23 protein-coding genes and 1 riboswitch are annotated in these 23,660 nt (G+C 39.8%); of the genes, 14 read left to right on the forward strand and 9 right to left on the reverse strand.

What is annotated here, in order from left to right; genetic code table 11:
- Nucleotides 1-20: 20 nt before the first annotated feature.
- From ACQQ2I_RS01625 to ACQQ2I_RS01645, 5 genes are all read left to right on the forward strand, one after another.
- Nucleotides 21-317 carry a hypothetical protein gene (locus ACQQ2I_RS01625; RefSeq protein ID WP_431028812.1) on the forward strand — a complete coding sequence of 99 codons (297 nt, stop codon included), beginning with the start codon at nucleotides 21-23 and terminating at the stop codon, nucleotides 315-317.
- Nucleotides 318-435: 118 nt separating this feature from the next.
- Nucleotides 436-588, forward strand: a complete 153-nt coding sequence (locus ACQQ2I_RS01630; protein WP_431028813.1) for a hypothetical protein — start codon at nucleotides 436-438, stop codon at nucleotides 586-588.
- Between the two features lie 245 nt (nucleotides 589-833).
- On the forward strand, nucleotides 834-1,949 hold the full coding sequence (locus tag ACQQ2I_RS01635; protein WP_431028814.1) for an amidohydrolase: 1,116 nt from the start codon (nucleotides 834-836) through the stop codon (nucleotides 1,947-1,949).
- A complete protein-coding gene (locus ACQQ2I_RS01640; RefSeq protein WP_431028816.1) occupies nucleotides 1,949-3,064 on the forward strand; it encodes a mandelate racemase/muconate lactonizing enzyme family protein in 1,116 nt (371 codons plus the stop codon). Before ACQQ2I_RS01635 ends, ACQQ2I_RS01640 begins: the two co-directional genes overlap by 1 nt.
- The gene (locus ACQQ2I_RS01645; RefSeq protein ID WP_431028817.1) at nucleotides 3,061-3,705 is read left to right on the forward strand and encodes a GNAT family N-acetyltransferase; all 645 of its coding nucleotides are present in this window, start codon (nucleotides 3,061-3,063) and stop codon (nucleotides 3,703-3,705) included. Before ACQQ2I_RS01640 ends, ACQQ2I_RS01645 begins: the two co-directional genes overlap by 4 nt.
- Nucleotides 3,706-3,770: 65 nt before the next feature.
- On the opposite strand, the gene ACQQ2I_RS01650 is transcribed toward ACQQ2I_RS01645, so the two are convergent.
- Complete coding sequence (locus ACQQ2I_RS01650) at nucleotides 3,771-4,481, reverse strand: Fe-S oxidoreductase (RefSeq protein WP_431028820.1); 711 nt, start codon at nucleotides 4,479-4,481, stop codon at nucleotides 3,771-3,773.
- A gap of 109 nt (nucleotides 4,482-4,590) precedes the next feature.
- On the opposite strand from ACQQ2I_RS01650, the gene ACQQ2I_RS01655 reads away from it, so the two are divergent.
- Nucleotides 4,591-5,022 (forward strand): DUF4395 domain-containing protein, encoded by a 432-nt coding sequence (locus ACQQ2I_RS01655; RefSeq protein ID WP_431028821.1) that lies wholly within the window; start codon nucleotides 4,591-4,593, stop codon nucleotides 5,020-5,022.
- A gap of 961 nt (nucleotides 5,023-5,983) precedes the next feature.
- On the opposite strand, the gene ACQQ2I_RS01660 is transcribed toward ACQQ2I_RS01655, so the two are convergent.
- From ACQQ2I_RS01660 to ACQQ2I_RS01670, 3 genes are all read right to left on the reverse strand, one after another.
- Nucleotides 5,984-6,949 carry a DMT family transporter gene (locus tag ACQQ2I_RS01660; protein WP_431028822.1) on the reverse strand — a complete coding sequence of 322 codons (966 nt, stop codon included), beginning with the start codon at nucleotides 6,947-6,949 and terminating at the stop codon, nucleotides 5,984-5,986.
- Nucleotides 6,950-7,062: 113 nt separating this feature from the next.
- Nucleotides 7,063-8,286 (reverse strand): peptidase T, encoded by a 1,224-nt coding sequence (gene pepT, locus ACQQ2I_RS01665; protein WP_431028823.1) that lies wholly within the window; start codon nucleotides 8,284-8,286, stop codon nucleotides 7,063-7,065.
- 30 nt (nucleotides 8,287-8,316) lie between these two features.
- Nucleotides 8,317-8,958, reverse strand: coding sequence for a lysoplasmalogenase (locus tag ACQQ2I_RS01670; RefSeq protein WP_431028824.1), 642 nt, complete (start codon nucleotides 8,956-8,958; stop codon nucleotides 8,317-8,319).
- Nucleotides 8,959-9,061: 103 nt separating this feature from the next.
- On the opposite strand from ACQQ2I_RS01670, the gene ACQQ2I_RS01675 reads away from it, so the two are divergent.
- On the forward strand, nucleotides 9,062-10,747 hold the full coding sequence (locus tag ACQQ2I_RS01675; protein WP_431028826.1) for a hypothetical protein: 1,686 nt from the start codon (nucleotides 9,062-9,064) through the stop codon (nucleotides 10,745-10,747).
- Nucleotides 10,748-10,798: 51 nt separating this feature from the next.
- Here ACQQ2I_RS01675 and ACQQ2I_RS01680 read toward each other — a convergent pair whose 3' ends face one another.
- The 4 genes from ACQQ2I_RS01680 to ACQQ2I_RS01695 all read right to left on the reverse strand — a co-directional run bounded on the left by ACQQ2I_RS01680 (nucleotide 10,799) and on the right by ACQQ2I_RS01695 (nucleotide 14,232).
- On the reverse strand, nucleotides 10,799-11,209 hold the full coding sequence (locus tag ACQQ2I_RS01680) for a hypothetical protein (protein WP_431028827.1): 411 nt from the start codon (nucleotides 11,207-11,209) through the stop codon (nucleotides 10,799-10,801).
- Between the two features lie 125 nt (nucleotides 11,210-11,334).
- Entirely contained in the window at nucleotides 11,335-11,772 is a 438-nt protein-coding gene (locus tag ACQQ2I_RS01685; RefSeq protein WP_431028828.1) for a hypothetical protein, read from the reverse strand.
- 125 nt (nucleotides 11,773-11,897) lie between these two features.
- A complete protein-coding gene (gene nfsA, locus ACQQ2I_RS01690) occupies nucleotides 11,898-12,635 on the reverse strand; it encodes an oxygen-insensitive NADPH nitroreductase (protein ID WP_431028829.1) in 738 nt (245 codons plus the stop codon).
- Between the two features lie 70 nt (nucleotides 12,636-12,705).
- Nucleotides 12,706-14,232, reverse strand: coding sequence for an SLC13 family permease (locus ACQQ2I_RS01695; protein WP_431030426.1), 1,527 nt, complete (start codon nucleotides 14,230-14,232; stop codon nucleotides 12,706-12,708).
- A 909-nt stretch (nucleotides 14,233-15,141) separates the two neighbouring features.
- Nucleotides 15,142-15,251: riboswitch (SAM riboswitch) on the forward strand.
- 158 nt (nucleotides 15,252-15,409) lie between these two features.
- On the opposite strand from ACQQ2I_RS01695, the gene ACQQ2I_RS01700 reads away from it, so the two are divergent.
- The 4 genes from ACQQ2I_RS01700 (at nucleotide 15,410) to ACQQ2I_RS01715 (ending at nucleotide 18,894) form a co-directional block, all read left to right on the forward strand.
- Nucleotides 15,410-16,705, forward strand: a complete 1,296-nt coding sequence (locus tag ACQQ2I_RS01700) for an O-acetylhomoserine aminocarboxypropyltransferase/cysteine synthase family protein (RefSeq protein WP_431028830.1) — start codon at nucleotides 15,410-15,412, stop codon at nucleotides 16,703-16,705.
- 202 nt (nucleotides 16,706-16,907) lie between these two features.
- Nucleotides 16,908-17,297 (forward strand): hypothetical protein, encoded by a 390-nt coding sequence (locus ACQQ2I_RS01705; protein WP_431028831.1) that lies wholly within the window; start codon nucleotides 16,908-16,910, stop codon nucleotides 17,295-17,297.
- Between the two features lie 283 nt (nucleotides 17,298-17,580).
- On the forward strand, nucleotides 17,581-18,567 hold the full coding sequence (locus tag ACQQ2I_RS01710; RefSeq protein ID WP_431028832.1) for a homoserine dehydrogenase: 987 nt from the start codon (nucleotides 17,581-17,583) through the stop codon (nucleotides 18,565-18,567).
- Between the two features lie 138 nt (nucleotides 18,568-18,705).
- Nucleotides 18,706-18,894, forward strand: coding sequence for a hypothetical protein (locus tag ACQQ2I_RS01715; RefSeq protein WP_431030427.1), 189 nt, complete (start codon nucleotides 18,706-18,708; stop codon nucleotides 18,892-18,894).
- A 59-nt stretch (nucleotides 18,895-18,953) separates the two neighbouring features.
- Here the strand turns inward: ACQQ2I_RS01715 and ACQQ2I_RS01720 are convergent, their stop codons facing one another.
- A complete protein-coding gene (locus tag ACQQ2I_RS01720; protein ID WP_431028833.1) occupies nucleotides 18,954-19,184 on the reverse strand; it encodes a DNA-binding protein in 231 nt (76 codons plus the stop codon).
- Between the two features lie 109 nt (nucleotides 19,185-19,293).
- Here ACQQ2I_RS01720 and ACQQ2I_RS01725 point away from each other — a divergent pair, with 109 nt between their 5' ends.
- The 3 genes from ACQQ2I_RS01725 to ACQQ2I_RS01735 are packed head-to-tail and all read left to right on the forward strand — an operon-like array spanning nucleotide 19,294 to nucleotide 23,476.
- Entirely contained in the window at nucleotides 19,294-21,390 is a 2,097-nt protein-coding gene (locus ACQQ2I_RS01725) for an MMPL family transporter (RefSeq protein ID WP_431028834.1), read from the forward strand.
- A 32-nt stretch (nucleotides 21,391-21,422) separates the two neighbouring features.
- Nucleotides 21,423-22,094, forward strand: a complete 672-nt coding sequence (locus ACQQ2I_RS01730) for a response regulator transcription factor (RefSeq protein WP_431028835.1) — start codon at nucleotides 21,423-21,425, stop codon at nucleotides 22,092-22,094.
- Nucleotides 22,091-23,476 carry an ATP-binding protein gene (locus ACQQ2I_RS01735; protein ID WP_431028836.1) on the forward strand — a complete coding sequence of 462 codons (1,386 nt, stop codon included), beginning with the start codon at nucleotides 22,091-22,093 and terminating at the stop codon, nucleotides 23,474-23,476. Before ACQQ2I_RS01730 ends, ACQQ2I_RS01735 begins: the two co-directional genes overlap by 4 nt.
- The last annotated feature ends 184 nt before the right edge of the window (nucleotides 23,477-23,660 follow it).

Below are 23,660 nucleotides of genomic sequence, written 5' to 3' on the forward strand. Positions count from 1 at the left end.
TACATTATGGTGGAGGAGGGATGGACGTGCATTTAATTATTGCCTGTAGCAAACAATTGCCCATTCGCTACTATCCGAGTGATGGTGTATGGATACGCAGAGGAAGTCACTTTTATAATCGGACGCTCCCGTTTTTTGTAGAAGTAGAAGTGCAACAAAATATTAACCGAGTACAAGAATATATTGTAGAAATTGAACGCCAATACAAAAAAGTGGAGCTTGAAATCATTACACAAAACGGGTTGTATTATGAGCAACTATGTACGGCTTTTCCTTATGCGATTAGTACTGAAAATCGACTATATATTGTGAAATAATATCATAAAGAGATAGGTTTTATACTTATTATGCATAAGTGGTATTGATTAATTGTAAGTAGCGAAAATATTGTGTATATTTAAATTATTAAATAATTCTGATTAAGGAGTGAGGCAGATGAAAGACCTTTTAATGTCCCATTTAGAGACATATGTATTGGATCAGGAAGAAGTAGATATGCAAGTGATAACTCCAGAAGAATCAGAGCCAAAAATATTACATCTTGAATCGCCACAACAATATCCAGAAGGCTTCTTCTCGAGTCTATAAAGAGTCGGTACATACCGACTTTTTTTAGTGGACTAAATAAGTTGAACAGATGTTTTTGTAAAAATTGCCTTCAATCTATAGAAAGTATAAATTCTCAAGAAAATCCACATAACACAAAATATGAACTCGCGCCCTAATAGCGTGAGTTTTTTATTTATTTTGTCTAGGCAAGTTGCGGTTAATACTGAAAATTTGTAAAGTATACTATAATGAAGATAGAATTTCGAATTCGAGGTGTAACATAGATGAAGCAAGTAGCAAAAATAGAACAGTTACCCACATGGTTTGAGTATTTCCATACCAACCCTGAGGTGAGTTGGAAAGAGTTTAATACAACAAAGAAAATCGCTTCGATTTTAGATGAATTGAATGTACCTTATTATACATTTCCGGATGTCACAGGGCTTATTGCCGAGATTGGTGAGGGAGAGGAAGTAATTGCCGTACGTGCCGATATAGACGCATTATGGCAAGAAGTAGACGGCGTGATGCAGGCAAATCACTCTTGTGGACATGATGCCAATATGACAATGGTGTTAGGAGCCTTAGTGCGCTTAAAGGAAATGCCGCTAAAGAAACGCATTCGCTTTATTTTTCAGCCAGCAGAGGAGACGGGTGGAGGCGCGCTTGCGATGATTAAACGAGATGTATTAAAAGACGTGACCTATTTATATGGCATTCATTTGCGTCCCATTGAAGAGTTACCGTTTGGCAAGGTAGCACCTGCCATTCATCACGGAGCAGCGGTGTTTTTAGAAGGAAGCATTCATGGGATAGATGCACATGGGGCTCGTCCACATCAAGGGAAAAATGCGATTGATGTGTTAATGGCGATGCAACAAATGCTATCAACATTGCATATGGACCCATTCGAAGCGTGCTCAGCAAAGCTAACAAAGATGGTGGCGGATGGTGGTAGTATTAATATCATCCCTGGAAAGGCAACCTTCTCAATGGACATTCGAGCACAGAAAAATAGTGTGATTTTTGACTTGCAAAGTCGTATTGAAAAAGGGTTCCAGCATATTTCACAAATGTTTGATGTAGAGATTAAGTGGGAATGGCTTGATTTAACACCAGGTGCTGAAGTATGTGAGGAAGCGGCGCGGATTGCAGAGTTATCGATTATTGAGGCTCTTGGGAAGGACTGTTTAGCGCCGGCTGTTGTGACACCGGGGAGCGATGATTTTCATTTTTATACGATCAATAAACCGGAGCTAAAGGCAGCGATGATTGGAATTGGTGCAGATTTAGCCCCAGGGTTACATCATCCACAAATGGCATTTAATCGTGATGCCTTACAAATTGGTGCGGATGTATTAACAACAACATTAAAAAATGCAGCTAGAGGAAGAGAATAATGAACATTAAACAACTAGAGATTTTTGCAATTGATTTACCTTTAATTGAGCCATTCATCGTGAGCTATGATACGTATCCATCGATGCCATCCATTATTGTAAAACTAACGACTGAATGCGGGCTTGTTGGTTGGGGAGAGGCAGTACCTGACGATCATGTAACAGGTGAGACATTCGAAGGGACATATGCTGTCTTAAAACACCGTTTAGCCCCTCAATTAATCGGAGAAAACCCGATGAATTTTGAACGTATACATGAACTGATGGATAGTTTAGTGAAAAATGCGCCAGCTGCAAAGGCGGCTATTGATATCGCATGCTTTGACGTAACAGGGAAAAAGCTCGGTGTACCTGTATATCAGTTAATCGGTGGGCGCTATCATGAGAACTTCCCGATTACACATGTGTTAAGCATCGGGGAACCAGAGAAGATGGCGATGCAAGCAGCAGAGAAGGTGGCAGAAGGATATCGTTCCTTTAAGATGAAGGTAGGCCGTGATGTGGCAAGTGATGTCGCACGTATTAAAGCAGTTCGTGAACGCGTTGGCGAAACGATTGCGATTCGTGTCGATGTGAACCAAGGATGGCGAAATAGCGGGAATACACTACAGGCACTTGCTCAATTAGAGGAAGTAGGACTAGATTGGCTAGAACAGCCAGTTGTAGCAGATGATATTGATGCAATGGTTGAAATCAAATCGAAAACAGCGGTTCCTGTGATGATTGATGAAGGAATTTGTAACTTCCGCGATATGCGCGAAATTATTGCAAAACGTGCGGCCGATAAAGTAAATATTAAGCTGATGAAATGTGGCGGTATTTACCGTGCTAATCAATTAGCGGCGATGGCTGAAATGGCGGGAATGGAATGTCAAATTGGCTCGATGCTAGAATCTTCCATTGGTTCATCGGCAGGTTTCCATGTCGCATTTTCTAAAAAGGTAATGACAAGTGTAGAATTAACAGGTCCGCTGAAATTTTCGAAAGACATAGGAAATTTAAGAGCGAGTTACAAGATTCCATTTATCGAGCTTGGTACAGGTGTCGGACTCGGTGTAGAGATCGATGAAAGCATGTTAGCAGAGTTAACACAGTATTCGGATGTGATTCGATGAACTTTACGTATAGATTGCTAAATGAGAGCGATTTAGCTGCTATTCAAGCGGTACAAGCCGATGTTTGTGCGGCGCTAGATGATCCAGCTATTTTACAACCGCTAAGTGTAGCGGAACTGCTCAATATTTTAGGTGGCAATGGCCTGATGTTAGGCGTATTTTCTTCCGATCGATTAGTCGCATTTCGTGCATTACTAAAACCAGCAGTAGATGAGGACGAGCATCTTGGTGCGGATGTAGGGGCAACGGACTTTACGCGTGTATTGTATCAGGAAATTTCAAACGTGCATCCTGATTGTCGCGGGCAAGGCTTGCAAAAGTTAATGGCTGGCTGGATTATGGACAAGGTGGATACAGCCAATTTTGATTGGATTTGTGCGACAGTGATGCCATATAATATTGCTAGCTTAAAGGATAAATTTGCGCAAGGCATGTACGTGTATGCTTTAAAATTAAAGTATGGCGGCAAGCTGCGTTATGTGTTCGGCAAAAATTTACGCGATGAACGTACTTTTGGCGAAGAGAGGGTACAAGTCTCGATGCGCGATACAGAAACACAACAGCAGCTGCTGGCGAATGGCTTTGTTGGCGTTTCGATGGAGGCGCTTGAAGGCGATTGGTTTGTAACGTATAGAAAATAAATGAAAACGGCTCCCATGCATGGAGAGCCGTTTTTGTTTGGACTATTGATAGAAGATTTCACATCTTATTTAATCGGGCAGAATCCACAAGCCATTAAACCAGGAATGTCTTTCGAGAAACAGCAACTTTTACGAACAGGTACATTGATAAGCTGTGAAGGGTTACCGCCACCTGTGTATTCTTTAAAGATCGATTTCGTAGCAAACGTACGCCAAACTTGATCGTCTTCTAGTATTTCTAAATCTTCTAACGCTCTTTCTGCTAAAGTGGGGTTTTCTAGTAAGGTATGATAATGCCATAACATATAGCCGAAAAAGTTTTCCCATAATGTCAGCGGAGAAATCGTTGTTGTTTTCCTTAATTGCTGAATAATTTCAAAGCATTGCTTGTATAAAATATTTGCAATGACACGTTCACGCTCATCATCGTCTACATAACGAAAATCATTCGCTGTAATAAACGTACCGAGTGTGCGTATGCCGTATTCCTCTACAACAGCAAAGCGGATATCCTTTAGATTGCCATCCCATACTTCGTCATACGCTGCTAGCATATAAAATTGCATTGCGACAAACATCCCGTAACGACGACTAAAATGGGAGATGGCAGCCGCTTCTGTGGGCGCATTTGTAATGCCCATCATTAAATTACGGAAGTCTGTTAAATAAAAATCCTTTTGAATATTCGCCAGTGTAAAGAGTGGACGCGTTGGCTCCTCTGTATAAATACTATAAGAGTTTAATTGACGAACTTGATCGTAAGAAAGTGCAGGCATAAAATCACCTTTCAACAAAGTTTTATCTATAGTGTACCATTTCCTACTATACAAAATGTAAAAAATGTTTTAAAATAAATAAAACTTATAAGAAAGGTTGGTTTTTAGTGTGACGGAGAAACCATTATCAATTCCTCGACCTTTAGTGCGGACAAATCAATGGACTATTTTTTTATCAGTTGTGTTGACGTGGGTCACAGGGCAGTACGTTATTTTACTCATTCCGCTCATTTCAAATGTACTAGGTTTTACTATAGGGTTTAACCCTATTATGAGAGTAGCAAAGCTGTTCTTACGGAAAAATCCGAAAGATTATATTCCAGAGGAGGCAGGACAACAGCGGTTTAATTCAAGCATCGCTAGCATTTGTTTGGCAGGTGGATTTATAGGGTTTGGAGTAGGCTGGGGCGTAGTCGGATATGCATTTACGATAATGGTGGCAGTTGCCTCGTTCATTGCTATTTTGGGGTTCTGCATTGGCTGCTTTATTCATTTCCAATGGAATCAATATAAGTATCGTCGCCGTCAAAATAGCTGCTAAAAGAAAAGTTTAAAAATTCTATATGAATAAGTTGACTTCTTAAATGAAAACGATTATCATTATCGTGTAAGCAATATCACTTGCAAAACAGTGTAAGTGAGCTTGAACTTCAGCTACTTTTCTCCAGGAGTGTGCTAGTTCATTATAGCGTTCTAAACCCCCCCTCATTTTTAGAACGTGCCAAACCGTGTGGCAGTTGCCGCAAAAGATATTGTTTTTCACCCTTTATTTTTCTTCAAAGTTTCTCTTATACATAGGAGAACAATGTTTTGCCCATACCCTTCGACAAGGTATGGGTTTTTTTATTAGCTACTCGTAATGAGCAAAAATAAATCCTAAAAATACCATGTAAATAGTAAAAGATATTAAACGAAATCATAATCGTAGCCTCCGCGCTTTGCCACAGCCTACACAGGAGCTAAAACAGGCGCGGCCTGTTTGGATCTCCTGTTCCTGCTCCTGACGTTGCACTTTCGTCGCAAAGAGAATCTTGGCTCTTGTGGCTATGGCGCGCTACGGCAAAAGTGAATACTTCTCGATGGGCTAGAAAAATATTTCTCTTTTTTAAAAGAAATCATTTTCTTTCCGTTTGCATGTATAATCGCCCAACCTTTACTTTCGTCAATGAGAATTTTTCATTATTTTTGAGCAGCTAATTATTGTATTGAACAATAGTTGTTTGTAGCGCAGGCACGAGAGTGTAGCTGACGGCATTCGCCTTTCGCTACAGAGCAATGTTTTTCTGCACCGGAAGTGAAGCGGCAGGTGCAAAGCTTCCTACGGGAAAAGCGAGACAATCAAGACCCCGCAGGAAATTTATTTGCGACGAAAGCGTAGCGACAGGAGCACCGAAGCATGAGCGACGAGGAGGCTTGATCTCGCCCGTGGAAAGCGAGTGCCGGAGCGGAAAGCAACGGTTACTAAAATGGTAATATATGTTTGGTAATTGGTTCGTTATGAGTTAGCTACTTTCTTCATTTACGGGTATATTTGCGAGCTGCATTTTCTTTGCAACGAGCATCGTATGGTAGCTATGTAGTAGCATACCGACGATAATAATGCCCACCCCAGTAAGTGCAACGGAAGAAGGAAGTGCAACATGTAATAACACCATTTCTCCAGCCATGACAAATAATACTTCGGTTGATTGGGTTGCTTCGACGGCAGCGAGCTTTCCTTGATCATGGCGTGCGCGGTCTGTGGCAATAAAGAATAGGGTAGTAGCGATGACGCCTGAACTCAATGCGACTAGTAAACTTTGAAACATTTGTGAGCTTGAAGGGTAACCAACCGTTACAAGTGCCCAAATCGCCATGACAATCCAAGCCGGCATCGATGCAATCGTCATACCAAGGACACGCTGAAATGTATCGAGACGACCGCTACAGACATCCATCATTTTGCGATTGCCAAGTGGATAAGCGAATGCCGCTACAACAACAGGGAGTACGCCAAATAACACTGTTTGTAAGGAAGTACTATTAGCTTGTGGAATTTGAATGAGTAAAATTCCGATTAAAATAACACCTGAAATGAGAAGCGAGATGCGCGGTATTTTATGGCGAATGCCGTTATCTGTTAAAAATAGCGGTGCAAGTAATACACCTGCGACAATGGTCAATTGCCATGTACCCGATACAAGCCAACCTGGACCGAAAGCGGCTGCGAATGTAAGTGGCGCGTAAAATAAAACAAAGCCAACAAAGCTCCAAATAAGCCAAGCGCTAGGAGCACTTTTTACTTCTGTACGTAATGGTTTAAACCCACCCCGTATAGCAACAATCGCAATTAAAAAGGGTAACATGAAAAAGTAGCGAAGAGAGGCACTCCATAGCCAACTACCGCCTTCTAATTCCATGGCGTGATTGAAGATAAATGTAAAGCCAAAAAAGAAAGCAGCAAGTATGCCAATCATAATTTCCTTCATAAAGATCAACACCTTCTCCCTGAAAATTCAGTTAACTTAAGGTAGAAAGAAAAGCGAAGTGATGAACACTTCGCTTAAGAAAGTATTATATACTTTTTATGTGGAAATTCAATCTATTTTTGTTCGAAAAGTTGGATAATTTCTAAAATCACCTGTGTCGCTTTTTCCATTGTTTCAGCGGATACATATTCAAATTTACCATGCATATTTTCGCCGCCAGCAAAAATATTAGGTGTTGGTAAGCCCATAAATGATAACTGAGAGCCATCTGTACCGCCGCGAATTGGTTCGATAATCGGTGTAATATCTAGCTTATGCATTGCTTCTTTTGCGATATCAACGATTTCCATTACCTTCTCAATTTTTTCACCCATATTATAGTATTGGTCTTCGATTTCTACCTGAATGGCATGTTCACCATATTCAGCCTTTATTAACTTTTCCACATCTAACATATGTGCTTTTTTCACTTCGAATTTTTCACGGTCATGGTCACGGATAATATAGCTCATTTCCGCTTTTTCGATGCGTCCAGTAAAGCTCATTAAATGAATAAAGCCCTCGTAGCCCTCTGTTTTTTCAGGCACTTCATCGACGGGCATATGATTTTGGAACTTGATAGCCATTGTCGTCGCGTTTACCATTTTGTTTTTAGCTGAACCGGGGTGGACGCTTGTGCCGTAAGTTGTGACTTTGACGCCAGCAGCATTGAAGCTTTCGTATTGTAATTCACCAAGTGGGCCACCATCCATTGTGTAAGCAAAGTCGGCATTAAATGCTTCTACATCAAATTTATGTGGACCGCGACCAATTTCTTCATCCGGTGTAAATGCGACACGGATTTTGCCATGTTTTATTTCAGGGTGCTCTACTAAATATTCCATGGCTGTTATAATTTCAGCGATGCCGGCTTTATCATCTGCACCAAGAAGTGTCGTACCATCTGTTGTAATTAATGTTTGCCCGACATAGTTTTTTAGGTTGGGGAAGTACGCTACGGACATCGTTACCTCATCATTTAACGGAATATCTTGGCCGTCATAATTGTCGATGCGCTGTGGATTCACATTAGTACCTGTGAAGTCTGTTGTCGTATCAACATGCGCTAAAAATCCAATGGTCGGTACGTCTTTGTCTGTATTGGCTGGCAATGTCGCAAACAGATAGCCATTTTCATCTAATGTGATATCTGTTAGCCCGATGTCAGCCAGTTCATCTTTTAATACATGCAATAAATCAAATTGCTTTTGCGTAGAAGGGGTGGTGTTACTTGTAAAGTCCGATTGTGTATCAATTTTTGCGTAGCGAATGAAGCGTTCAATGAGTTTTTCTTTCATGGATTGTACCTCCTAAAGTAAATCGTATAGTTAGTGTATCACTTTATTTCGATTTTCGGAATATTGTGCAATGCTCAATGCAATGAAAATTTGTGCACCGTAGTATGTGAACATAATGAGTTCATGCGAGAACGGTACAGCGACAATGAATTTATTAATCGCTAATATCGAGTCAGAAGCAATAAACAGCAGGGCACCAACGATGGCAAAAGTAGAACCTGTACGGAATGATGTCCAGCCCATTGTTAAAATGACGCTAATATAAGCGAATACCGCAATGGTTAGTACAATTTCTCCCTTTTGGAAGAGTGTGCTACACATCCAAATAGCCATTGCCCCACCGTATAGGAGCAGTCCCGTTTTGACAGCTGTTGGTACCCGTTTTTGGCCACTAGAAAAGGCAGCGATATAAAAAATATGTCCAATTAAAAAGCTAATTAATCCAACGATAAACCACTGTAATGTATAATCACCAATGGCACAAAAAATTAACCCGATGCCAATGAGCGTGTAATATTTTCGCTCGGCATGGCGTGTGAGAAATGCAAAGGTAATAATTAATACCATCGGAATCAATTTAAACACCATTTTGAAATCGCTCGGGATTGTATCAAATAAAAATACATAATAAAAGCCAAAAATAACTGCGGCTATCAGTAGAAACGTTCTCATGTGAAAACCCCCTTTAAACATAGATTGTTATTATTATAGTAAAAAATATGAAACTTTTTTATTGATTAGACCGTATTAGAGACAGGAAGAAAGGGTGATTCAGATGGGACAACTAGTCATTATTTCCGCGATTTTCTCGGTTGTGATTACTATTTTACTCGTACCGTTGACGCGGAAAATACCAAAATCAGAGCTTACATCCAAACAGCAAGGGATATTGGCCATTGCTGTATTTACACTTAGTTTTATTTCGACATTTTTCATGGTTTATGTATCTAAAATTGACTTACAGTGGACGATTTTCTTATATGTATTACCAGCCGTTGCATTAGGTGGGGCGATTTTCTCGGTAGGGTTGGAACAAAAATTGAAGTCTGTCATTGTGTTTTTCAGCATCGTTGCTGTTGTGTATTTTTTAAGTGCACCGTTGTTTAATGCGGATGATAAATACAATTCTGCTGAAATGGTAGAGGATGTGGAAATTAAACCGTTTGATGAGACAAAGAAGCCAGCCAGTGTACCACCGCAATTTGTGGAGAATAAAATGAAAAAAGCATTTGGGCAAGTGCCAAATACAAGCTTTTACGAGTTAGGAAATTTACAAATTCAACAGGTAAACGGGGAGTATGTCTATATTGCGCCAGTTGAGTTTTCAGGATTCTTTAAGTGGTTCAATGGCAAAACGACGCCAGGATATTTTACGATGAGTGCAACAGATTCAAGTGAAAATCCGAAATTCATCGAACATGAAATGACGTATGTACCATCTGCGTATTTAAATAAAAATTTAGAGCGCCATATGCGTCTATCCTACCCGACGTTGATTTTCTACGGGGAGCCACAGCTTGAAGTGGATGATGAAGGCAAGCCTTATTATATCCGTTCATACGGCGAATTTATTTCTGCGCGGAATGGCTTTGATGTAAAAGGGATTGTCATGGTCGATGCAGCAACAGGTGATATGGAAAAAATCGCATTAGCAGATGTACCAGCCTTTATCGATGGCGCGATTTCACCTGAAACGGTTAGCTTACAAAATAGCTACTACGGAAATTATGCACATGGTTTCTGGAATAGTGTTTTTGGTAAAAAAGACGTGAAGTTACCGTCGGATGAAGGAACGGAAGCAAATGTGTCACCCATCTTTAGCGAGGAGGGTGTGATGTATTACTTTACCGATTTTACAAGTCCGAAAGAGGGCGTAGATTCGATGCTTGGGTATTCATTGACGAATGCACGAACAGGCGAAGCGACGTACTATACAGGAAATCTGAAGGAATCGTATATGGATTCACAAGGTGCTCTAGATATTATTGAGAAAAAATTTATTGAAAAAGAGTGGCAAGGTGAAATGCCGATTTTATACAATTTTTACGGTGAGGCAAGCTGGCTATCCGCTGTGCTTGATTCGAATGGTTTCCTCCAAAACTACTTCATCGTGTCAGCCGCAAATCCTGAAATTTCAGCGTATGCTTCCACACCAAATGAAGCATTAAAGCTGTATAAAACAGCATTGTCACGTGGAGGTAGTACGGTCGATGGCTCGTCTAATGCAGAAGAGGCGACGAAGACAGGGCAAGTGAGTCGTGTATATAAAGAGCGAGTAGAAGATTTCACACTGGTAACATTCTTACTGACAACAGGTGAAAACTTCGTTGTCAGCACAGAAGCAGTACCATTTGCGATTTATATCGAGCCAGGCGATACAGTGAAAATGGTCTACTATGCAACAGGTGAGCAATTCCTACCAGTAAAAACAATGATGATTGATGATTTACCGGGACAATAAAACATAAAGGCGTGGGGAAATTTCCCGCGCCTTTATGCTTTACGTATATGATTATTGCTCATCTTTCATTTCGATATATGCATACATTTGTGCTTGGCGCTTGTTGACCATCTCATCGGAATACGGTTTGTATTCGTTGAACAGTTGCTGCATATTTGAAAAAATTTGTCGCTCCTTTATAAATGAAGACGAGGACTCTTGTTCGAAAATGTATTCTAAATGAATGAGCTGAATGAGTGCCACTTCAGGGCTTTCGAAATTATAGGAAAACTTAATATTCCATAGCGATGTATACGAAATATACTGCTCAGCATAATTCGTTGCGTGTATATATTGGTTTAGGCTAATTTGTTGAGCGATGATTTTATGTAATCGGGCAAGCTCTGTATTAATTTCTACCATCACTTTCAGTAAGGATCTTGCGCCTTGTGGTGAGCGAGTTTTAGATGTCGTCCAAACCATAAATATTCCCTCACTTTCTATAGTTACTATTGTAGCAAAGTGGAGATAGGGAACAATGGACAAAAGAATGAGGTTTTCGCTATCAATGATCGAAAACTAAATTTCTTCCCCTTGCTAAAGTCATGCTATTCTTTCATATTCGCAGACAATTGTTTAATAATATCATCTAACATTGCTTGTCGACGACGTTCAATATGATCTTCTTTAAATGGTTTTAACGCTAAAAACGCTTCTTCCTGCTCTTTTAAAATCGCACGTTCATTCGCAAACTTTTCTACAGGCTCTTGTTCAAAAATGTAGTGTAGGTGGAAGATTTGCAGTAAAGCGACTTCAGGGCTCTCCAAATTAACAACAAACTTTAGATTCCATACAGATGTATGAGAAATATATTGATGAATATATTCGGTTGCGAATTTGTATTGTTCTAAATCAATCTGTGGCATAATCGCTTGATGTACTTTTGACAGTGCTATATTAATATCCGTGATACATAAATAGTATTTACGTACACCACGTAAATGTTGCTTCTCCAAAGATTTAGCAGCATGTTTATTTGTATACATAAGAAAAGTCCTTTCTACTTAAAAAGTAACATATTACTATTTTATCAAAACAACTAATAGAAATGAACTGCAAAAAAACAGAGTTAACGGGACTTCAGTCTCTGTTAACTCTGTAGATGTTTATATTATTGCCATGTAAAGCCTTTAGATGCTAAAAATTCTTTCATGTGTGGACGTTTTTGATCGATTAAGAAATCGGCCATTTGTTTTGTCCAGTTAGCCATTTTTTGATTGGAAGAGCGAGAGGCGTAGTAAGCTTCCATTGTGGCATCATACTCATCTAGTAACGTATCGTATTGTGCTGTGTTATAGCTATTTTCGTGAAGCACAGCGGCAACTGGTAAACGTGGTTTTGTTTCATTGCGTTTTGTCGGTTCACCAATCGTCATCGCAAATAATGGGAAGACATACTCTGGTAGGTCAAATAGCGCACTAATTTCAGCCGGGTTTGTACGTGCACCGCCAATATAGCAAATACCGTAACCTTCAGATTCGGCAGCTACAACAAAGTTTTGGGCAAATAACGAAACGTCTGCAACACCAACTAATAGATTTTCTGCGGAGTCTGCTACGATCTCCACCCCATGTTTTTGGCCTGCTACTTGAAGGCGTTTAAAATCGACACAGAATAAAAATGAAGCGCCTGCTGTTTTGAATTGGAAGTCATTTTTTGATAGCTCCCCAAGCTTTTGTTTTTTCTCTTCATCCGTTACCCAAATTACGCTATATGCTTGTACAAAATGCGAACTTGCTGCCATTTGTGCTGTTTCAATTAATTCAATGACTTTTTCACGTGAAATTTCTTCGCCTGTATATTTGCGTACAGAGGAATGGCTACGTAAAAGTGTTTGTGTTGAATTCATCGGAAACTCCCCCTTATGTAAAAAAATAGGGCTTAAAGGAAACCCATTAAGCCCATCTTATAATATTTTATTACAGTAAGCCAATCCATTTCCAATAAGTCGCACTAAATAGTAGGACAAGTAAGTAGCCGAAGATCGTTAAAGGAATACCGGATTTTAGGAAATCTTTTGTTGTAAATGCTCCAGTACCATAAGCTAACATGTTTTGTGGTGCACTAATTGGTAATAAGAAGCCGAAGCTAATGACGAATTGTTGTATTAATACGAACCCAACTTGGTCTATATCTAATGTAATGGTTGTTGCTAAAGCAATAAATACTGGAATGAGTGCGGATGCTAAGCTTGTGGCACTCGCAAAACCAAGGTGGATTAGAATATTAAAGGCGGTTACTAGCGCAATTGTGGCTAAAATAGGCATCGAATTAAGCCCGAGTGAACCAAAGACCGCATCAGATAACCATTGTGCGCCTTGTGTATTTAATAATACAGTACCAAGTGCAATCCCTACAGCGAATACAATAATTGTTCCCCACGGAATGAGTTTTTCAACTTGCTCCCAAGTGTATACCCCAATTTTCGGTGCTAATAACATCGCGATGGCTACAATTGTGACAGTCGTTGTATCGAACGGATGGACGATACCTTCCGTCGCCCATAAAAATAATAGTGCTATAGAGATTATGATTAAGCGAATCTCTTCTCCTTTTAACGGGCCAAGGTCTGCTAACTGTTTTTTTATAACTTCTTTCCCGCCATCAATCTGATCCGTCTCTGGCTTAATTAACATATTCATAATGAAGAATAGGGCAATAGACATTAAGATAGAGAAGGGTGCAGCATATAAGAACCAAGCGCCCCATGAAATATCAATGCCTAATTGGTCTTGGATAAAGCCGATTGCAACCATATTTTGAGCAGCACCGGTTTTAATCCCGATATTCCAAATCGAAACGGATTGTACGGCCGTAATCACGAGTAATGCTCCAAGTCGTGAGTTTTTCTCAAGGCCAAATGCTGCCACCATGCCGAGTAAAATGGGGACAACAGCGCCTGCACGAGCAGTGGCACTTGGTACGAAGAAGGCCAAAATAATGGATACTAAAATAGCCCCAAAAACAATGGCTTTTGTTTTTGTTCCAAGAAGAGATAAAACCCATAAAGCTAACCGTTTATGTAAGTTTGTTGCCTGCATAGCAGCAGCTAAAAATAGTGCGGCTGCAACAAGCGCTACAGCGGAGCTACTAAAGCCACCAAGTGCGAGCTTTAAAGCATCTTTTGTCCCTAATACTACAGTTGGGTCTGCGATGGACGGAGCAAAGCCAAGTAAAATGGCGATTAACCCAATAATCATGGCAGAGCTGACCGGGTAAGAAACGGCCTCTGTTACCCATAAAATAACGGCGAATGCTAAAATGGCAAGACCACGTTGCCCTGCGACAGGTAAATCACCGTTGTTCGGCAACAACGTAATAATAATTAGTGTTGCGAATGCAAGTCCAATCCAGAGTGGTTTTAAATTGCGTTTGTTTGTTTCTTTCGGTTCTATGACCACGGTTTGTACAGAAGGTGTTGATTTTGAAGCTTGTAATTTTCCCATCATGCCACACTCCCTTTAATAGATGTTTATAATACTTAACAACTGACATCAGGCTGTTAAGTATTATATTAGAAATGTATTTAACTTCTTTAGGAATCATTTTAATGCTGATTTTACAATGTCTATACATTCCTAATCGTTATTTTGATTATAACTTTTCTATATGAATATACTGTTAAAATTTAGTTAATTATTATAACGAGTAAATATCCAAACATATATTACCAGGTGAGTAACCGTTGCTTTCCGCTCCATTCGGCTCGCTTTCCACGGGCATGGCTTCAGCCTCCTCGTCGCTCGTACCTCACTCCTGCGGGGTCTTCAGCTCATGCAACTGTCGCTATGCTTTCGTTGCAGAAAAACATTGCTATTCCCGTAGGAGTCTCGCCGATTCCGCTTCAATCAACGGGCAAGTCATTTTTGATCACGTTTTTGCTAAAAAACACGCTGCTATACAGGAAATATTTTAATAATCAACACACCTGGAATACAATAATTGGTTGCTGAAAAAAGGAAGATTCTCATTCATTACGGAAGAGGCTAGGAAATTATACTTGCAAATAGAAAGAAAATGATTTCTTTTAGAGAAGAGAAATATTTTTCTAACATCTCGAGAAGTATTTACCTTTGCCGTAGCGCGCCATAGCCACAGGAGTCGGAACAGGAGATCCAAACAGGCCGCGCCTGTTTTAGCTCCGGTGTAGGCTGTGGCAAAGCGCGGAGGCTACGATACATGCCTTTTACTATTTAACTGGTATTTTTAGGGTGTACTTTTACTCATTTAGAGTTAATTAATAGTTTTGTAGGAGATTATAAAACTGTGATTTCAGAAAATTTTAAATTAATAGTTGACGAATCGGATTTAATTGTTTTATACTGTGAAACAACAGATGGAACATGAATCATATACTCTTATCTAGAGAGGCGGAGGGACTAGGCCCTGTGATGCCCAGCAACCAGTAACAACTTACTAAGGTGCTAATTCCTACAGATTCGAATCGGGATCTGAAAGATAAGGGGAGGAAAACTTGCTCATTCGCAGCCCTCTTCTTATTTTGAGAAGAGGGCTTTTTGTACTCATTTGTATAAAAAGCAACTTCCAAATTAAGAGGGGTTACGTTTTCGAAATCCTCCTCAACCGATTATCCATCGATTATACTTTAGGAGGAATTTACTCATGTCACAAAAACCAGAAACGTTATTATTACACGGCGGTCAAAAGCCGGATCCTGTAACAGGCGCAATCGCTGTACCTATTTACCGCACAACGGCATATGCCTTTAAAGACACTGCTCATGCGCAACGTCTTTTCGCTTTAGAAGAGGCAGGAAACATTTATTCACGTATTATGAACCCAACAGTTGGCGTATTTGAAGAACGAATTGCTTTAATTGAAAAAGGGACGGCTGCAGTAGGGCTTTCATCTGGTTCCGCTGCGATTGCATTCTCTATTTTAAATATTGCAGGTACAGGAGATAACATTGTAGCAGCAGGTTCTCTTTACGGTGGCACATACAATTTATTTGCGAACACACTGCCTCGTTACGGCATTACAACGACATTTGTAGACGAAAGTGATCCAGAAAACTTCCGTAAAGCTATTAATGAAAATACAAAAGCATTATATGCAGAAACAGTAGGGAATCCGTCTTTAAATATTTTAGATATCGAAGCAGTAGCAAATATTGCACATGAGTATGGCTTACCATTAATTATTGATAATACATTCCCATCGCCATATGGTTCAAATCCGATTGACTTCGGTGCCGATGTTGTGGTGCATTCCGCAACAAAGTGGATTGGCGGTCACGGTACGACAATTGGTGGCGTAGTAGTAGATGCAGGGAAATTTGACTGGACGCAAGGTCGCTTCCCAGGATTTACAGAGCCGGACACAAGCTACCACGGCTTACGCTATGGTATTGATGTACCAAATGCAGCATTCGCAACAAAATTACGTGTGCAATTATTACGTGATTTCGGACCGACATTATCAGCAGACGCTGCCTTTAACTTCATTCAAGGGCTAGAAACGCTTCATTTGCGTGTGGCTCGCCACAATGAAAATGCAACAAAAGTAGGGGAGTACTTAAAAAACCACCCATTCGTGGAAAAGGTAAATTACCCAGGATTTGAAGATTTCCCATCACATGATGCGGCGAAGAAATACTTAAAACATGGTTACGGCTCGATGCTCACATTTGAATTAAAAGGCGGTCGTGATGCAGGTCGTGAGTTCATCGATAGTGTAGAACTACTATCGCATGTAGCAAACGTTGGAGATGCGCGTTCATTAGTGATTCACCCAGCGTCCACTACACATCAACAATTATCAGCAGAGCAATTACAAGTAGCTGGTGTATCAGAAGGGCTCATCCGTCTTTCGATCGGCTTAGAAAATGTAGAAGATATCATTGCTGACTTAGACCAAGCTTTAGCAAAATCACAAGCTCAAGCAGGTGCACAAGTTTAAAATATAGCCATTAGTTGTAAATAAATCGCCTCATTTGGCAAAGGGTGGTGGTGACACTCGTATCATTTCACGAGGAAGCCACCTTTACTTTCAAAATTAAAACCTAGTAACTTTATAAACATTGTTGACAATTGGGATTTAGTGCATTAATATAAGATTAAAGATAAAACCAACTGAAATTGTAGGAAAAGGAGTGTTGAAAATGGGCAATGTCTACAGTGCGCAAAACGTCGCAGCATATTTTGTATACGAATTAAATGAAGTACATGCTTTCGTAAATCAAATTTCAATCCAATATTTATTAGGGCGTGTCGATGCGATGTGGAAAAAAGCATTCGGACATAGCGCATTTTCAGAAGCCACACACGACCTTGAAACAACGGGCTACATCGTAAAGGAAGTGTACGATGCATACGAGGAGTACGGAACAAATCATATTAGCTTGCCAGCGAAGGAATGGTTTTTAAAGTTTGGTGAATTCCAGCTTGTCCATCGTACATACGGGGTACCACCCTTTACGAAAAAGGAAGAAATCATCGTAAAGAAAGTACTCGATCGTTACCGCCATTCTTATGCAGATGTTGCCGTTTAGTTTATAAAATATATGCTTTTGAAAAGTCCCCTTACTTTTCAAAGCTTTAAGGAAAGCATCCGGAAAATCTAGGATGCTTTTTCTGTTTATATATAGAAGAAACTCTAAATGTGTCGGAATTTTGAAAGGTTTACGACAATGTAATGGGGTTTGTGTACATTTTAAAAAAACAATTGTTCATCTAGAGAAGATTTTTCTTGTTTTCATATATAATATAGGATAAAATTTTTCTATGTTAAATTTTTAGAATAATTTGTTTATATAGATTTTGGAGGAGACATTCATGGCAGTAATCAAGGCGGCCATCTTAGGTTTTGGCACAGTAGGTCAGGGGATTTATCATATTTTAAATGAAAAGCGTGAAGAACTACGTGAAAAGCTAGGCGTAGAGCTAGAAGTAGCGAAAATTGTAGTTCGTGATACGTCAAGAGAGCGTGTACCAGGAACGAAGCATTTATTAACAGATAATATTGATGAGGTATTCGCAGAAAAAGGGATGCAAGTTGTATTCGAGGCAATCGTGAACGAAGAACCTGCATTTTCTTATTTACAACGTGCGATTGAACATAAATGCCATGTCATTACGGCAAATAAAGTGATGTTTGCCAAGCGTGGTATAGAGCTACAAGAGCTAGCGAAAAAGAACGGTGTATTCGTAGGCTATGAGGCAACGGTTGCAGGTGGCGTACCTATTATTAAAACAATGAAAAATATTTTACTAGTGAACGATGTAAGCCGTATTCAAGGCATTTTAAATGGGACGACGAACTATATGCTAACAAAAATGCGTCAAGAAGGTTGGAGCTACGATCAAGCATTAGCAGAAGCACAACGTCTAGGCTATGCAGAAGCAGATCCATTTAATGATGTATCAGGTCAGGATGCATTTAAAAAATTAATGATCTTATCCGACCTTGCATTTGGAGAACAGCCCGCTTGGTCAGAAGTAGAAGTCATCGGGATTGATACATTAACACTGGATGATATTAAAGCCGCAAATGAAAAAGGCTTACGTTATCGCCATGTGGCAGAGGTTGAGAAAAATGCAAACGGTCAAATTATTGGAAAAGTAGCACCGATGCTAGTAAATGCCGAACACCCATTATTCCCAATTGATGATGTATTCAATGCCGTTTCGATGGAGACAAATTATATCGGGACGTTAACGGTAACAGGTCCAGGTGCAGGAATGTATCCAACAGCTTCCGTTATGGTAGAAGATTATGCTGAAATCATCGGTAAACGTGCTGGATTTGTTGTGTCCATTTAACTTACAGCGCCTTCCTATGTAGGAAGGCGTTTTTTTTCGTGAAAAGTATAAGTTTAACAAAACACTAACTCGTGTGATTTTGTAAAAAGTAAGGAATGGGCATAAAAAAAGCCAAACAGGACACTTTAATAGATGGAGGTGAGCCTTTTGGCAAAAGAAAAAAAGAAGAAAAATGGATTGGATCGTGAAGAATACGGGTACGGTTTTGATATTAGTGCGGATGATTTAGGTGTCATTGGACAAAATAATCAAGCGAAAAAACAGAATGATAATGAAAACAAAGACAAGCCACAAAATAAAAATACCCCGTCTATCTTAAATGAATGACATTGTACAAGTACTACAGATTTCAAATAGCTGTAGTACTTTTTTACGTATATGCCTAGTTAATCTTCATCTTTCACATCAATATCTTCTGGAATCGGTGTGTTACGCCAAATTTCAATTTCTTGTTTAATCCGTTCAAGCTGCTCGTGGTATGTGTCAAATTGACGGCTGTTCACTAAAAACTGCTGGCCGTCATGTACGGCTTTAATGCGGCCATTGTAAATGTATTGTAAGATTTGATGCTCGGGCATACCAATATCTTTGGCGGTTTCCTCGATTGTTTTATACATATTCATGACCTCCGTTTTTAATTTGATTATACCATGGCTAGTTTATATTGAATTTATATTCGTCCGCTATGATGTAAAACGTAATATTTTCGATAGAGGAGGAAATGAAGTGAATAAACTGTTACATCCTATTACAGACTGGGTTTCTACAAAACGTGGAATGTGGACGACCGTTATCGTCTGGTTAGTATTAATGGTAGGGCTAAGTGCAGGCCCGAAGCTAGTCGACTATAAAGTATCAAACTTTCAATCACTTCCGGACGAGGCGGAAGCGATTATCGCTGAGCAAAAATCAGAGGAATTGTTCCCAAATGATCAAGGGACACCAGGGATACTTGTCTTTCATAATGAAAACGGTGAAGTGAATGTAAATGAAGTGAACCAGATTTTGAATGCGATACTTGCGGAAAATATTGAAGGTGTAGATACCATCATTGATATTTCTACATTGCCCCCACAAGCATTAGCAGGTTTTACGTCAGAAGACAAATCGACCATGATTGTACCGATGAATTTAGAGGCAGGTCTTGGCAATGCAGATTATGCTGAAATTAACGATCACGCTTCTGCTACTGGAAATGACGTTGCGAAAGATTTGCAGACAGATTTCTATATTACAGGTCCAGCTGGGATTGCTGGTGATACAATCAAACTATTTGAAGCAGCAGACTTCAAATTACTATTTGCGACAATCATCATTATTTTAGTACTACTAATTGTAATTTATCGATCACCATTACTAGCATTTATTCCATTATTTGCGACAGTTGTTGTGTACCAAGTAGTCAATCAAATTATTGCACTAATGGGTGCTGGTGGGCTAGAAATTAATAATTCGACGACATCGATTATGAGCATTTTACTTTTTGCGGCGGTAATCGATTATTCATTATTTGTATTCTCGCGGTACCGAGAAGAGCTAAATCATTATGAAGATAAGTATGAAGCGATGAAGCATGCGATGCGTGCAACAGGGGAACCTGTTATATTTGCAGGTGGTACGGTTTTAGCTGCGATGCTTGTATTATTTTTCGCGGATTTCCGTGATTACCAAAACTTCGCTCCGATTTTTGGGATGGCAATGTTTATCATTATTTTAGCTTCTGTCACATTAGTACCTGCGCTATTTACGTTATTTGGTCGAAAAGCGTTTTGGCCAAAAGTGCCGAAATATGGTGAATATAAAGAAGTGAAGCATGGTTTATGGGGGCCGATTGCTAAGTTTGTTGTCAATAAACCAGGGCTTTCAGGTGGGATTGTAGCGATCTTTCTGTTCATTACGGCGTTCAATGTATTTAATTTAGATTATGAGTTCGATACAGTGAAAAAATTCCCGGAAGAGTTACCTTCCCGTATAGGATATGAGATTGTAGAATCAAAGTTTGATAAAGGGGAGCTAGCGCCAACTACAATTATCCTGGAAAGTGAGAAAGTATTAACAGAAGCAGATATCGTGGCATTTACAGAGCAACTTACAAGCTATGAAGACATTAGTTCCGTGCGCCTATCTGCTACAACAGCAGATGAAACAGCCGCAAAATTTAGTGTTGCGCTAGCATTAAATCCTTATTCAATAGAAGCAATTGACTTTATGCAGGAGCTACGTGCAAATACGGTAACGATGATGGATGAAATAGATGTAGAAGCTGACGTTTACTATAGCGGGATAACGATGAAATTAGTAGATGAGCGAGAGGTAAATAACAGCGATATTATTAAAATTGTATTGCTTGAAACGATACTGATTTTAGCTTTATTATTTGCTTTAACTCACTCATGGAAGATGCCAATTTATATGATGGCAACGATTTTAATTTCGTACGTATCTGCATTAGGATTAGGGATTTTCTTAGTTGATGTATTATTTGGTTATGATGCGATTAGTACCCGTGTACCTGTGTATGCATTTATTTTCTTAGTCGCGCTTGGTATTGATTACAATATTATTTTAGTATCACGTTTCTTAGAAGAACGGAAGCAGATGAAGGTGAAGGATGCACTCGAAGTTGCCATTCGTAATACAGGTGGCGTGATTTCATCCGCCGGTGTGATTTTAGCAGCGACATTTGCGGCACTAACAACGATGCCAATTGCCGATTTATTTATTTTTGGCTTTATGGTGGCAGTAGGCATTTTAATTGATACATTTTTAGTTCGGGGTATGTTATTACCATCTTTAATCTTATTTTTTGAAAAAGATAAGTAAACCTCTCATACTTTAAGAGGTGGAGGGATTGTATGCGAATTTTAGTGGTTGATGATGATGTGGATATTTTACAGCTCGTGTCCATTCATTTAACACGAGAGGGCTATCAGGTGGAGCGGGCAAGTGATGCACAACAGGCACTGAAATTGCTTGAAGAGATCGAGGTGGATCTGGCGATTGTTGATGTGATGATGCCGGGCATGAATGGCTTTGAGTTAACGAAAATATTAACAAAGGAGCTAGAGATTCCGGTTATTCTATTGACAGCAAAAGGGCAGTTAGAAGACAAAGAACAAGGGTTTATTGCAGGATCTGAGGATTATATTGTGAAACCATTTGAACCGAAAGAACTGCTATTTCGCGTAGCCGTTGTAATGCGTCGTTTTGAGCGTTCACTGGAAGCAATGATCGAGGTGGGCAATATAAAAATCGACCGAAAAAATTTTGAGGTGATCATTAACCAGGAAACGATTATGCTACCCATGAAGGAATTTGAATTGCTTAGTATGCTAACGTCACGTGTTGGGAAGGTGACGCAGCGTGCTGTACTTATTGAGCAAACATGGGGTGCCAATTATGAAGGCAGTGAGCTGACGTTAAATACGCATATTAATCGTATCCGTGAGCGCCTTAAACGACATGAGGCGTCCGTCGAAATTCAAACGGTGCGTGGTGTGGGCTACAGGGTAGAGGTAATAGCATGAAATCATTGTACAATCAATTCATCTTAGCGACGGTGTTGATTTTACTATGCAGTATCGGGATTGGCTTTATCCTTGCGAATATGGTGTATTACACGTTTACAAAAGAAAAAATCGATGCACAGCAAGTTGAAACAGCAGAAGAAGTGACACGTATTTTATTGTATATGCATGAATCCCACCACTCAATGGATGAGTACTTAACATCTGTTGGGCTACTAGGGTATCAGCTTGTGATCATTAGTGAAGGTGGTCAGTATCAATATTATGGCGCCTCTTTTAGTGACCAAGAAATGCCTGAAGAAGCATTAACAACTGTTTTTGATGGGGAAATTTATCAGGGTATGCAAGATTTTAAAAGTCGGTTTTCGATGATGGCTCATTTTTCAAATAAATTGCATAATACGGTAGGGATTCCGTTTGAGATGAATGGTGAAAAATACGGTCTCTTTTTACGTCAAGATAATAAAACGTTATTTTCGGATTTTCATATGGTTCTAGTAGGCTTTGTATTTACGATTGCGGTTGTTAGTATAATGGGGGTCGTATGGATGACACGCCAATTAATTCGCCCGATCACACAATTAACAGAGGCAACGAAGGCGGTATCCAATGAGGATTTTGATTATGCACTAGATATTACGCGGAAGGATGAGCTTGGGCAACTGGCGGAAAGCTTTCATTCGATGCAACGACAGCTAGCCGATAATGACGAGGCGAGGAAGGCGTTTATTAGTAATGTGTCACACGATTTCCAATCCCCACTTATGAACATTCAAGGCTATGCCGATTTATTGCAGGATGAGAAGGTATCGGATGTGGAACGAATGGAATATTCGGCAATCATTGACCGTGAATCGAAGCATCTCTCTAATTTAACGAAGCAGTTGCTGCTTTTAACGTCGCTTGACCAAGTGGCTTATCCATTAAAAACGAAAGAAGTACGAATAGATGAGCAGTTAAGAGAAGTACTTCGTAAGTATCAGTGGCGTCTCAATGAACAAGAAATGGAGTTATCATATAAGCTCGAAGAAACAACAGCGATTGTTGATGAGGAACTACTGGTGAATGTCTGGGATAATTTATTGTCCAATGCGATTAAATATACGGATGCAGGGGGCACTATATTCATCTCATGTCGTCGTGTCGGGGCGATGCTAGAGGTTGTATTTAAAGACACAGGGGTTGGAATGACGGCAGAGGCTTGTGAGCAAGTATTTGAACGCTTTTATCGTGTGGATGAAGCGCGAAAAAAAGATGGGACAGGTCTTGGCTTAGCAATTGTGAAGCAAATTATCTCCTTGCATAATGGGACAATTCGGGTAGAGAGTGTACTTGGTGAGGGAAGTACCTTTACAATCATCATGCCAACTAATGCGAAATAAGGATGCTTGTGGTGATGACATGTTTAACCGAAGAAGTCTGTCTGGGAGACAGGCTTCTTTTTTGTTGTTTTGTTCCTGAAAGTCGCGTATATTTCAGCCGAACTCGCGTATATTCTACTCAAAGTCGCGGATAAATGAAGTAACACACTCTCAAAAACTAGCTATTTCCACTATAATGGTTGTA

The sequence above is a fragment of the Lysinibacillus sp. LZ02 genome (genome assembly GCF_050613145.1).
Lineage (GTDB): Bacteria > Bacillota > Bacilli > Bacillales_A > Planococcaceae > Lysinibacillus_B.